The organism is Candidatus Thiothrix putei, from assembly GCA_029972225.1.
Lineage (GTDB): Bacteria > Pseudomonadota > Gammaproteobacteria > Thiotrichales > Thiotrichaceae > Thiothrix > Thiothrix putei.
On sequence record CP124756.1, the window covers coordinates 2,364,329 to 2,376,724 of the forward strand.

Annotated in this window: 10 protein-coding genes and 1 pseudogene; 3 read left to right on the forward strand and 8 right to left on the reverse strand. The window is 49.9% G+C overall.

The window, feature by feature from the left end; genetic code table 11:
• Nucleotides 1-95 precede the first annotated feature (95 nt).
• The gene (locus QJT81_12070; protein ID WGZ92607.1) at nucleotides 96-884 is read left to right on the forward strand and encodes a hypothetical protein; all 789 of its coding nucleotides are present in this window, start codon (nucleotides 96-98) and stop codon (nucleotides 882-884) included.
• A 33-nt stretch (nucleotides 885-917) separates the two neighbouring features.
• Here QJT81_12070 and QJT81_12075 read toward each other — a convergent pair whose 3' ends face one another.
• The 4 genes and pseudogenes from QJT81_12075 to parC form a co-directional block, all read right to left on the reverse strand.
• Nucleotides 918-1,877: a quinone-dependent dihydroorotate dehydrogenase gene (locus QJT81_12075; protein WGZ96478.1), complete on the reverse strand. Its 960-nt coding sequence runs from the start codon at nucleotides 1,875-1,877 to the stop codon at nucleotides 918-920.
• A 100-nt stretch (nucleotides 1,878-1,977) separates the two neighbouring features.
• Nucleotides 1,978-2,796, reverse strand: coding sequence for a protease HtpX (gene htpX / locus QJT81_12080; protein ID WGZ96479.1), 819 nt, complete (start codon nucleotides 2,794-2,796; stop codon nucleotides 1,978-1,980).
• 5 nt (nucleotides 2,797-2,801) lie between these two features.
• Nucleotides 2,802-3,850 (reverse strand): annotated as a pseudogene (locus QJT81_12085) (IS630 family transposase).
• A gap of 227 nt (nucleotides 3,851-4,077) precedes the next feature.
• The gene (parC, locus tag QJT81_12090; protein WGZ92608.1) at nucleotides 4,078-6,315 is read right to left on the reverse strand and encodes a DNA topoisomerase IV subunit A; all 2,238 of its coding nucleotides are present in this window, start codon (nucleotides 6,313-6,315) and stop codon (nucleotides 4,078-4,080) included.
• 116 nt (nucleotides 6,316-6,431) lie between these two features.
• On the opposite strand from parC, the gene QJT81_12095 reads away from it, so the two are divergent.
• On the forward strand, nucleotides 6,432-6,914 hold the full coding sequence (locus QJT81_12095; protein ID WGZ92609.1) for a GNAT family N-acetyltransferase: 483 nt from the start codon (nucleotides 6,432-6,434) through the stop codon (nucleotides 6,912-6,914).
• Nucleotides 6,915-6,985: 71 nt separating this feature from the next.
• Entirely contained in the window at nucleotides 6,986-8,257 is a 1,272-nt protein-coding gene (gene glgC, locus QJT81_12100) for a glucose-1-phosphate adenylyltransferase (GenBank protein ID WGZ92610.1), read from the forward strand.
• 38 nt (nucleotides 8,258-8,295) lie between these two features.
• Here glgC and QJT81_12105 read toward each other — a convergent pair whose 3' ends face one another.
• The 4 genes from QJT81_12105 to QJT81_12120 form a co-directional block, all read right to left on the reverse strand.
• Complete coding sequence (locus tag QJT81_12105; GenBank protein WGZ92611.1) at nucleotides 8,296-9,705, reverse strand: IS66 family transposase; 1,410 nt, start codon at nucleotides 9,703-9,705, stop codon at nucleotides 8,296-8,298.
• On the reverse strand, nucleotides 9,702-10,859 hold the full coding sequence (locus QJT81_12110) for a GNAT family N-acetyltransferase (GenBank protein WGZ92612.1): 1,158 nt from the start codon (nucleotides 10,857-10,859) through the stop codon (nucleotides 9,702-9,704). The genes QJT81_12105 and QJT81_12110 overlap by 4 nt, the downstream gene beginning before the upstream one ends.
• Before the next feature lie 163 nt (nucleotides 10,860-11,022).
• Complete coding sequence (locus tag QJT81_12115) at nucleotides 11,023-11,220, reverse strand: hypothetical protein (GenBank protein ID WGZ92613.1); 198 nt, start codon at nucleotides 11,218-11,220, stop codon at nucleotides 11,023-11,025.
• Nucleotides 11,221-11,267: 47 nt separating this feature from the next.
• A complete protein-coding gene (locus QJT81_12120; GenBank protein ID WGZ92614.1) occupies nucleotides 11,268-12,389 on the reverse strand; it encodes an anthranilate phosphoribosyltransferase in 1,122 nt (373 codons plus the stop codon).
• Nucleotides 12,390-12,396: the final 7 nt, after the last annotated feature.

Here is a 12,396-nt window from a genome sequence, read left to right on the forward strand (position 1 = left end):
GCATTAGCACAATCAGAATATTATGATTTGCTTATATTAATGAACCCCTTTTTACGCGCCGACGGGCGCATTACTCTCCGCTAGAGGTATATCTCATGAAACATACAAAAATCGCATTGATGTTCGCATTACTGGCTGCTTCCGGTGTTGCATCTGCTGAGTTCTTCGACGGCTTCGACAATGGCAGTGGCGTAGGTCAAGGTCAGGGTCAAGGTCAAGGCAGTACTAGTGGTCAAGGTCAAGGTTACGGCACTGGCGCTGGCGATGTAAATGGCTGGGGTCGTGGTAAAGGTGATGCTGACGGTGAAGTGGATTTCACTATCACTTTCAAAGGCAAAGGCAAAACCGATATGGCTGCTGACACCTACGGTCAAGGCCGTGGCGATGGTTCTACCAACGTACAAGGCAGCGGCTACGGTTACGGCGATGGCTACAACAATATGTACGGCTACAGCAACACCTCCTCTAACGGTGGCAACAACCCTTGGGGTGGTTATGGTATGCCTAACATGATGCAACAAGCACCTGCACAAGGCCAAATGCCAGCAGCACCTGCACAAGGTCAAATGCCTATGATGCAGCAAATGCCTGGCTACGGTTACAGCCCAATGATGATGGCACCTAGCTACGGAATGCAAGCGCCAAGCTTTGAGCAAATCCAAAAGCAAATGGAAATGCAACGCGCCCAAGCTGACGCTTTCTTCAAGAAAGTAGAAGAGCAGCGTGCAGCGATGGCTGCTCAACAGCAAAAAATGGTTGAAGCCAACAAAGCGGCTGCGCCTGCTGCTGCCACTACAGCTCCTGCTGCTGAAGTGAAAGTTGAAGCGGCTCCTGTGGCTGCTCCAGCACCTGCTGCGCCAGCCGCCGCTCCTGCTGCTAAGTAATCAGATTTCATAATCTGAAGAAAAAGGCCGGTCTCATCCGGCCTTTTTTGTAGCCTCCACACACTCACGCACCAGCCCCGCCCCTCGGTAAATAAACCCGCTGTAAACCTGCACCAAACTCGCCCCCGCTGCCAATTTCGCTTGCGCATCCGCCCCAGACAAAATTCCCCCTACCCCGATAATCGGAATCCGGCTATCCATATCCGCCCGAAACTGCCGAATCACTTCCGTGGAATGTTGCGTCAATGGCTTACCGCTCAACCCACCTTGCTCATTCGCATGAGGCAACCCTTGCACCGCTGATTTATCCAAGGTCGTATTGGTCGCAATCAAACCATCAATCTGCACCTCGGAAAACACTTGCGCCATCTCGCGGATTTCCACCTCGCTCAAATCCGGCGCAACCTTAATCGCCACCGGCACGTAACGCCCGACTTGCTGCGCCAGTTTGCCTTGCTCTTCCCGCAACGTGACCAATAAACGCTTCAAATCATCCCCGTATTGCAAAGTGCGCAACCCCGGCGTATTCGGCGAAGAAATATTGACCGTGATGTAATGCGCCACAGGGTAAGCTTTGCGCAAACCAATCAGGTAATCATCTGCCGCTTTTTCCACGGGGGTATCGAAGTTTTTACCGATATTGATACCAATAATGCCGGAGTAACGAGCTTGGCGGACATTTTCCAATAAATGTTCAATCCCGTGATTATTGAAGCCCATACGGTTGATAATGGCGTGCGCTTTGGGTAAACGGAACAAACGCGGCTTAGGATTGCCGGGTTGCGGGCGCGGTGTCACCGTGCCAATTTCAATAAAGCCAAAGCCCAACGCTGCCAATGCGTCGATGTATTCGCCATTCTTATCCAGCCCTGCCGCCAAACCGACGGGATTGGGAAATTCAATGCCCATTACCGTGACAGCCTTGCCCGGCAACGCCGCCGGTTTGCCCAACAAGCCGGTTTTACCCGCCAGTTTCAGGGAATCGAGTGCCAGATGGTGTGAGGTTTCAGCGGGAAATAGAAAAAGCAGATCGCGTAGGAGTATGTACACAGAGAAATCCCCGGTTCAGGATGAAACCGGGGATTATAGAGGTTTAACGCATATTTTCCAGCGCAGCAATCCGATCTTCCAACGGTGGGTGGGTCATGAAGATTTTCTTCAAGCCATCGCCCAAGCCACCGGCAATCCCGAACGCTGCCATTTCACCGGGCAAATCGTGTACCGCATGGGCACTTTGCAGGCGTTTCAGCGCATTGATCATTTTCTGACGACCTGCCAAATCCGCACCGGCAATATCCGCCTTGAATTCGCGGTAACGTGAGAACCACATCACAATCGCAGTCGCTAAGAACCCCAGCAGAATATCGGCAACGAACGACCCCACAAAATACCCGATACCCGGCCCGCTGTTTTCGCTATTGTTACCACGGAAGAAGTTATCCACCACCATGCCAATCAATCGCGCAAAAATAATCACAAAGGTGTTCAACACGCCTTGCAGCAAGGTTTGCGTCACCATGTCGCCATTGGCAACGTGACCGATTTCATGCCCCAATACCGCTTCGACTTCATCCGCCGTCATGTGATCCAACAAACCTTGGCTAACTGCCACCAGCGCATTGTTACGGCTGGCGCCTGTCGCAAATGCGTTCGGGTCAGGTGAATAGAAAATCCCAACCTCCGGCATTCCAATGCCGGACTTTTCGGCTTGGCGGCGTACCGTTTCCACCAACCAACGCTCTTGCGCCGTGCGCGGGGTTTCAATGATTTGCACACCCATGCTGCGCTTTGCCATCCATTTGGACATTAGCAAGCTGATAAATGAGCCGCCAAAACCCATAATGATTGCCAATGTCAGAATACCACCCATGCTGCCTGCACTCATATCAATGCCAAACAACCTGCCGATAATATACCTTACAGCGTCAAGACCTGAACATTTTTAAAGGTTTGAAAATTTGTTGTCATCAACTGGGTCAGTTCTTTCTTGTGATCGGTATCCAGCTTGTCGAGACAGTTGGTGATGGCCGCCTTGAAAGCGGGAAACTTATCATAGTATTTCGAGTACAAGCATTTTTTCTTGACGAACTTCCACAACCGTTCAATCAGATTGAGGTTGGGTGAATAGGTCGGTAAAAATAATAGTTCAATATTGAGCCTTTTCGCACAGGCAAACACGGCTTCACAGCGTTGATACTTGGCATTATCCAAGACCAAAGTGATCGGTATTTTGAGTGCTAACGCTGCAATTTTTTCCAATAATTCACACACGCTGTTAGCGTTGATATAGGAGTCGTTAGTGATCGTGATGAGTTGTAGCGTTATCGCATTGAGTGCGCCCAATACGTTGTAGCGTTGTCGACCACAGGGGGCTTTGATGAATACGCGGGAAAATGACCACAAAAACCCCAGAAACGGTGCTAACACGAAGTGGGCGGCATCGACAAAAAAAGGGCGCGTTTGCCCTCCTTAGCCTCCTGAATGCGCGGTTTTAGTTCATTTTCCAGGAACTTTTCTTGTGCTTCCACATCAGCTTTGGCGGGTATCATCCCCACTTTATGGATGTCCATCCCTATTTTCTTCATAAAGACACGTACCCTGTCCTCACTGCGTTTGATGCCTGTCAGCTCCTCAATCTTAGCGGCTGCCGCCTTGCTGGTTGCGGGGGGATATTCACGAAAATAGGCTTCAATCTTGTCTTTATATGCCATCAAATCACTCTGTGGTTTATTGAATCGTATTTCTTTAAGAGCTTCTAAACCGTTAGGTTGTAGGTAGGCGTTTAGGTAGGCAAGCAGCGTGGCTTCTGTAATCCTTTCCAATCGTTTGATTTCCTTATGCGTCAACTGTTGGGATTTCAGGTACAGCACGGACATTTTCTTACGGACTCTGGGATGAGGATGGCGCTCCTTCCAGTAGAACAGCTCCGCTATCTCATCCTCAGTGAAAGTGATTTTTAATGTCATACATTACTCATGGCTGCTTTTGTTACCAGTCATCTAACCATATTTCCCTGATCAAAAAAACTATTTTATGGCACGGACTGGTATACTCATCGAAATAAACAGCACGACCATCACCGCAAGGTTCGTCAGTGCCAATAAAGCAATCCGCATCATGTCTCTTCAACCTCTGTATTGAATGTTATGCCCTGAATATTAGGTCACGCGGGGCTAGATTCAAGTTTTCCTTACTAATTGACGCTTATTTCCAGACCAGTGACATTTTGATAGCCTTTCGGAAGCAATTTGCCGCGCTTGGCACGTTCACTGCGGTACTCGTCCAATTCCGCACCCTTGATAGTTTTAAACTGCTTACCCGCACGAATCAGCAACGCCGCATTCGCAGGCAACATCGCCGCAAACTGCACCGTTTCATCGGCAATACCCAACCCACCTTTTTTCAGGCTGATCAACTTATTGCCCTTGCCTTTGGACAATTGCGGCACATCTTGCAAGCCTATCACCAGCACATAACCCGATGATGACACCAGCACCAGCGAATCGGTGGCAATGTTCGTCACCAATAATGGCTGTAAAATCGCCACGCCCTCGCCCACCGTCAGGGTCACTTTGCCCGCCTTCACCCGGCTTTGCATCTCGCCAAAGGTACACAAGAAACCGTAACCTTCCGCCGAATGCAGCAAATACTGATCGCTGTCTTTGCCCATTAGTGCGTATTGGAACTTTGCGCCTGCCGGTGGCGCGAGTTTGCCCGTCAACGGTTCGCCCTGCCCGCGTGCCGATGGCAAGGCATTCGCAGGCAAGGAATACGTGCGCCCGGTGCTATCCAGCAATACCACTTGCTGGCTGGAACGCCCACGTACTGAGGTCAGGAATTCATCACCCTGCTTATAGCTCAATGACGCGGGGTCAATATCATGCCCTTTTGCCGACCGAATCCAGCCCATTTTCGACACCACCACCGTCACCGGTTCGGATGGTGTTAGCGCAGTTTCGTCCAACACTTGTGCTGCTGCGCGTTCTTGCAAGGGCGAACGCCGTGCATCACCGTACAACTTCGCGTCTTCTTTCAATTCTTTGCGAATCAAATTGGTGAGTTTGGTATCCGAACCCAGCAATGCCAGCAGGGTTTCTTTTTCCTTTTCCAACTCGTCCAATTCACCGCGAATCTTCATTTCTTCCAAACGTGCCAATTGACGCAATTTGGTATCCAAAATGTAATCCGCCTGAATCTCGGTCAAATCGAAACGCTGCATTAACACCACCTTCGGCTCGTCTTCGGTGCGGATAATGTGGATCACTTCATCAATATTGAGGAATGCCACCAACAAACCCGCCAATAAATGCAGGCGTTTTTCGACTTTATCCAACCGCCATTGCAAGCGGCGCGTCACCGTTTGCCGCCGGAAGGTCAGCCATTCGGTCAAAATATGCAGCAAGTTTTTGACTTGCGGGCGACCATTCAGGCCGATCATATTCATATTGACGCGGTAACTGCGCTCTAAGTCGGTGCTGGCGAATAAATGCGACATCAGCATGTCCACGTCCACGCGGTTGGAACGCGGCACAATCACCAAGCGCACCGGCTGTTCGTGGTCGGATTCATCGCGCAAATCTTCCACCAACGGCAGTTTCTTCGCCTGCATTTGCGCGGCGATTTGCTCCAGAATCTTGCTGCCCGACACCTGATACGGCAAGGCAGTAATAATAATGTCACCGTCTTCAATTTCGTAACGCGCCCGCATCCTAAATGTGCCGTTACCCTTTTCGTAGAGCGCGAGGAAATCCGCCGCTGGAGTAATGATTTCGGCTTCGGTAGGGAAATCCGGCGCGGGAATGTGCTGATGCAAATCCTGCAAGGTCGCATTCGGGTGATCGAGCAAATGCAGACACGCATTCACCACTTCGCGCAGGTTATGCGGCGGAATATCGGTCGCCATCCCCACCGCAATGCCGCTGCCACCGTTGAGCAAAATATTCGGTAAACGGGCGGGCAAAATGGTTGGTTCTTCCAACGAACCATCGAAATTCGGTTGCCATTGCGCCGTACCCTGTCCCAATTCTTGCAGCAACACTTTGGCGTAAGCAGTCAAGCGCGATTCGGTGTAACGCATTGCCGCAAACGATTTCGGGTCATCTTGCGAACCCCAGTTGCCCTGCCCATCCACCAGCGTGTAGCGGTAGGAAAACGGTTGCGCCATTAACACCATTGCTTCATAACACGCCGAATCACCGTGCGGATGGAATTTACCCAATACGTCACCGACAGTACGTGCTGATTTTTTGTGTTTGGAAGCCGCCGTCAGCCCTAATTCGGACATGGCGTAGACAATGCGGCGTTGTACGGGCTTTAAGCCGTCGCCAAGATGCGGCAAGGCGCGATCAAGAATGACGTACATGGAATAGTCGAGATAGGCTTTCTCGGTGTATTCTTGAAGTGGCAGGGTTTCGATGCCTTCGTAGTTCATGGATGTCCTGATTCCTTATTCTAGGTTGAGCACAGAGTAATGCACAATGTCACTGAAAGACAACCAACTTCTCTAAATCAGCCATATAACCTTGAAACATTGAAGATTTTTAATTTATGCAAACCACTGTACTGATTGCTGACTACCAGAATACAACCCATGCGACGGATATTGGTCGCCTACTTGCCCACTATGCACAAGATCCGATGGGAGGTGGCAAACCACTACCGGATGAGATCACCCAAAGTGTTGCCCAAGCACTAGCCCGTATTCCCCATGCCTTTAGCGTATTGTGTTATGTAGATGGTCAACCCGCCGGACTAGTTAACGGCTTCGAGGCATTTTCAACATTCCAGTGCAAGCCACTCATTAATGTTCATGATGTTGTTGTCGCTGAAGCATTTCGCGGCATGGGCCTCAGCCAATTATTACTCACTAAAGTGGAGGAGGTTGCACGGGCAAGAGGCTGTTGCAAGCTGACGCTTGAGGTACTGGAAGGCAACCAGCAAGCACAACACGCCTATCGAAAATTCGGGTTTATGGGCTATGAACTAGACCCACAGGTAGGCAAAGCATTGTTTTGGCAAAAACCTTTATGACACTCGCACCCACCATCAATCCAGCGTACAGTTATCACTAAATGTAACAACAATTGACCGTTTGGAGCGGAATGATGACAACCAATAACCCTCGCTACGTCAGCTTACTGACCCGTAATACCCTAGCACTAGTACTCGCAGGAGGGCGCGGCTCACGTTTGTATGAACTCACCGATCGCCGAGCTAAACCTGCTGTCTATTTTGGTGGGAAATTTCGCATTATTGACTTTCCTCTGTCTAACTGCGTGAACTCAGGCATTCGTAAAATTGGCGTCTTAACTCAATACAAAGCCCACTCACTCATTCGGCATTTGGTACATGGCTGGTCAAACTTTCGCACCGAACTGGGCGAATTTGTGGAAGTATTACCCGCCTCACAACGTACCACAGGCAACTGGTATGCAGGCACTGCGGATGCCATTTACCAAAATCTGGACATTGTAGAAGCACTGCGTCCTAAATATGTGTTGGTACTGGCAGGCGACCATATTTATAAAATGGACTATGGCGAGATGTTAGCCTACCACGTCGAAAAAGGTGCTGACATGACCGTCGCTTGCGTCGGTGTCCCGTTAGAAGATGCAAAAGGCTTTGGCGTAATGACCGTCGATGAGCATCACAAAGTCGTCGCTTTTGATGAAAAACCGGCAGAACCACGCCCCATGCCGGGTTCACAGGATACGGCACTGGCTTCGATGGGTAACTACATCTTCAACACCGACTTTTTGTTTGAGCAATTACACAAAGATGCTGCCAACCCTGATTCCAGCCGCGATTTTGGTAAAGACATTATCCCCGCGCTGATCAAAGAACATGCGGTATATGCTTACCCATTCCGTGACCCTATTACCGGAAAACAACCGTATTGGCGCGATGTGGGTACTATTGATGCCTTCTGGGAGGCTAATATGGAACTCGTCTCTATCGAACCAGAATTAAACTTATACGATGATGCATGGCCTATTCTGACTTACCACCGTCAACTACCTTCAGCCAAATTCGTCTTTCGGGATGCCGGGCGTGAAGGCAAAGCCTTGGATTCGGTGGTTTCCGCAGGCTGTGTCATTTCAGGCGCAACCGTCGTTAACTCGCTACTCTTTTCCAATGTCAAAGTCCATTCTTACAGCGCTGTCCAAGACTCGGTACTGTTGCCAGAAGTACGGGTTGGCAGGCACTGCCGCATCACGCGTGCGGTGATTGATCGTGGCTGTAACTTACCAGAGGGAACCGTCATTGGTGAAGATCGCGAAGCAGACGCCAAACGCTTCCGCGTTACCAACAAAGGCATAACACTAGTGACACCGGAAATGCTTGGGCAGAAGGGTTCAGCCAGCGTTGGTTAAGTCAATAGGCTTTCTCGCTTTTTTTGTAACTACTCAGTCTATCCAAAAACCGCTCTGAGAGACTCAAACGGATTTCGCCCCTGAATCTTGTCGGTTTCCCACACGGAACGGATAACACAAAAAGCCTCCGCACCGCCCATTGCGCGGAATCCACCCGCCACCTTGAGTTTAACTTTGACGGGTCGAACGGCTCGTTCAGCCAGATTGTTGTCAAACGGTACATCAAACCGCTGAATGAACTGCAACACCGAATCCTTGAAGTCACGTAGACGGCATAACAAGTTTCTGGCGGGGTCTTGTTTGGCTTTGCCTTGTTTAGGGTTGATTTTAGGTTGTTCAGGGAAAATCAACAGTCCGTGATTCACCCATTGGTCATAACGTTGCTTGAGTTCAGTCATTTGCTCCAGCGACAATGCCGTTTGTTGCGCGTCTTTTGCTTCAGCCACTGCGGTCTTAGCATCAATCAAGACCTGTTTGAGTTGTGCAGGCCATTGATGTTTGAGGGTTTCATCAAAGTAGTTCAACTCCCGCAGCAGATGCGCCCCACAAAGGCTGTGTACCACCTGATCAAAGCGGAAATACGGTTTCCAATGGTCATGAACCGCAACGCCTTGGAATACCGGCAGGATTCCCGCCGCTGTCATGGCCTCGTATCCGCGCCGTGCATGGGCAGTGTAGTAAACGGCTTCGGGTGTTGCGGCTACATGCAACCATTGGGTTTTGCCTTGCGCCCGCATTCCGCTTTCATCAAAGTGAGCCACGTCGCTGCTACTAATGGTGTTCTGAATAGCTGTATAAGTGGCCGTCAGGTTTTCACTCGCCTGACCGATCCAGTGCTGCACACTGCCATCGGAAGGCTTAACACCGTATTGGTCGAATACAATCTCGCTTGCCCGTGACAGCGAAATGAAATGACCTTGTACCAAACCCACCGTATAGGCCTTTAAACGTGCGCCGTAACTGATGTAAGGGGCGAGTGTTGCCGGGAATTCGCCTTTATGAACCTTGCCACAACCACACGTGCAAATCAGTTGGCGGTGTTCCGTGACCACGATTTGGGGTTCGGGAATGTCCCACTGTTGCCGACATTCACCTGTCTCAATCAGGGCTTCGGTTAGCGGCAAACCACAGTCGCAATGCCCGGCAACACCGTAATATTCCACGTGATCGGGTGATGGGTGCATCACGAGGCTATGCCCTTTATGACCTGGCTGGCCACCTTTTGGGCGTTGTCCAAGCTGACGCGGCTGTGCGGGTTGGCGTTTCAGTCCATCCGATGACGGGGGCTTGTGTGAATTTTTACTGTTTTTGTTGAGCTGTGCTTCCAGCTCATTCACGCGGGCGGTCAACTGATCAATACGGTCAAACAGCGTCAACACTAACTCCACCAATTCGGCGTGGCTTAACTGCTGGAGACTTTCTCGTGTTGGGCGGGGTAGCTGGTTCATATCGATAGTGTAGCTGATTTTTTAGGAGACTGAGTAGTTACCTTTTTTTTATAATAGTGATAGGCACTTTTGACGAACTGCATAGTGCGCAGCAAAGGCTTACTTAACGGGTGTTGAGTGCTCAAGTGGAAATTAACCATTTTGCGGCGATCAACCCATAAATGGTCAATCATGGGATGATTTGGAATCGCACAAGAATCCATCCACTTCAATGACGTATCATTTAACGTGCGGTAAATGTTTTCCAACTCCAACAAGACTCCGGGCGAATACGCGGCATAATCTTCGTGGTAAGCAATTTTCAGGGCGTAACTACCCTGTGTTGCATTCACCAGATTTAACTTAATCGCAATGGGTTTACCATTCAACAACAGTCGCAACATCATCAATTGTCTGTTTGCCGCTGCATTACGAATAAGGTTCTCCGCAAACTCACGCTCCTCGCAGTGGCAACTCATTGCGGTCAAGGCACGGCCTTTCCACCCCTGCTCTTCTAAGCGTAAAAAATCATTAATCCAATCACTTAACCCCTGCCCTTGCCCCGGCAGTAACGTTTGAAACTCCAACTTACCTAAATTTTCAAGACGTCGACGCAAACGGCTGTATTCTTTACGTTTCTTCTTGCGCTGATGTATTAATACATAATCTTCACCCGAAGTTCCCGCCGTCAATAATGCCCGATCCCACGTATCTTTTTCATTCAATAAACAGCCTTGGCCTTGAGCACACAACCGTAAATAGTGAGCAAACTCACCGTCAGCGGGTACTTTATTGAGTGAAAACGCTAATGCCCCCGAATGTTTGTGCAACCAGTTAAATAACGCTTCCAACGTTTCTGCGGCATACAACTTGTGCACCAACGGCGTCCCCAACGGGCAATGCGGATGCAGCCAGTTAAGCCAATGACGAGCGGGGAATTGTTGATAGGTCTGTTGCTGTACCAGCGGAAACAACCCCGTTAAGCGAGAATGTGCCGCATCTGACCACACTAATAAAACAGCTACCTTATCCTGGGCAGGCAAGGTTTCCAAAGCGGGTAACAATGCCCAACTCTCATAGAAAACATTGGGTTCAAGTGTATGACGTGTCAGTAAGTCCCATGCGGGAACAATATCACGCAATTCATGTATAGCGGTTACCAGTTGCGTAGTCAAAGTGAGTACCCAGTTATAATTATTGAATTACTATATGAGTGACTATTGTCAACCTAATGAGCTATTGGACTTAAGCGAATTCCCGACAAACGTATCCAAATCAACGACAACAAAAAAGCGAGCCGAAACTCGCTTTTTTGGTCTTCACAAGAAAGGATAACGCTTAGGCAGCGATCCACTCTTTGTAGGCTTCCATGTCTTTTTCCTGACCAGCAGCATAACCCGCTTCATACGCTTCTGTCAGGCGCTGCTCTTCACGCATAGGGTTGAGCAGGTAGCCACCTTGCCAGCCTTGCAGGAACTCAGGGTCAACGCCCGCTTTTTCCATTTCTACCACAGCGTTGTAATACTGCATATTCATTTGTCATGTCCTCTCTAAATCAAAAATGAAAATAAACGTGGTGCTTTTTACGCCGCAGCACGCAGTGTTTCCAGTGCCTTGCCGCTATCCAGCGTAGCACGTACCGCATCAGCGGCCTCCTGTATCGAACCGTAACGGCCCAAATGCGCCAGACAGATCGAGGCGGAGTATACCAGACTGTCGTACATCAAACCTTTTTCGCCACCCAGTGCGGAGATGCCCATCTCAGCCGCTTTTGCTGCCAAGGCATCGCTATCCACTGTGGTTGCAATCTCATCGCCAATCATGGGGGCAGCAGGTAAATCATCAGGCAATGGTACTGCCCGCACCTCTGCCTGAAGTCCAAAGTTTTGGGGATCAAGCTCACGTTGCTGTTCTTCACCTTTTTCATAGTAATAAAACAGCTTGCCAGCCTGTTGCAGGGAAGGAATAACCCCACCCTCCACACCACGCACAAACATGGCGCTATCAAACCCTGCCTGACGTGCCAATGATGCGTAAATGGATGGATACGCCTTATGCACATACCCGCCCATGCAATGCGTTTTCACACGACCACGGATAGGCCCTAACATGGTTTCCACCGTGGTCAGCACTTGACGCTTAATCATACGCTGGCGAATCGGAATCAGGTCATGCAAACCGGGGGCAAACTGGCGCTGATCCAAATAAGTCCAACCAATGCGCTCCAATTGCGCCACCGCTTCAGCCGGAGTCAAATTTACATTGAGACCCGCTGCTTTCAATACCTTATGGTGGGTCGCACCAAGCTTAGGCCCTACTTGCTCTAAACCGTGCAAGACCGCGTGTACGCCCATTGCCGCTAATACGACGGGGACAAACGTGGAAGCCGGTACGCCGCGTGTATAACCGTCATACGGGTCAGACACATCTAATATTTCATCCACATTCGCCGTGCTGATAGCCGAGGTATCAATCAAGGCTTGCAGCGTGCCACGATTTTCTTCATCGGTCTCACGCTTCATGCGCAACGCAATAAAGTAAACCGCGACCTGCACCGGGTCAGCCTCACCACTCAGAATGTGGCGCATCGCGTAATAGGCATCCTCATAGCTCAAGTCCTTGCTGTATTCAGGGCCTGTGGCTACTTTTTGGATGCACTGACGCATGTGCAATTTCAAATTACGGTCGGTGTTTGTATCAGTCATCGTGGCA

What these genes read in the sequence shown, in the direction of transcription:
- QJT81_12070 (WGZ92607.1), top strand. Translation starts at nt 96, where the DNA reads ATGAAACATACAAAAATCGCATTGATGTTCGCATTACTGGCTGCTTCC.
- parC (WGZ92608.1), bottom strand. Translation starts at nt 6,315, where the DNA reads ATGAACTACGAAGGCATCGAAACCCTGCCACTTCAAGAATACACCGAG.
- QJT81_12095 (WGZ92609.1), top strand. Translation starts at nt 6,432, where the DNA reads ATGCAAACCACTGTACTGATTGCTGACTACCAGAATACAACCCATGCG.
- glgC (WGZ92610.1), top strand. Translation starts at nt 6,986, where the DNA reads ATGATGACAACCAATAACCCTCGCTACGTCAGCTTACTGACCCGTAAT.
- QJT81_12105 (WGZ92611.1), bottom strand. Translation starts at nt 9,705, where the DNA reads ATGAACCAGCTACCCCGCCCAACACGAGAAAGTCTCCAGCAGTTAAGC.
- QJT81_12115 (WGZ92613.1), bottom strand. Translation starts at nt 11,220, where the DNA reads ATGAATATGCAGTATTACAACGCTGTGGTAGAAATGGAAAAAGCGGGC.
- QJT81_12120 (WGZ92614.1), bottom strand. Translation starts at nt 12,389, where the DNA reads ATGACTGATACAAACACCGACCGTAATTTGAAATTGCACATGCGTCAG.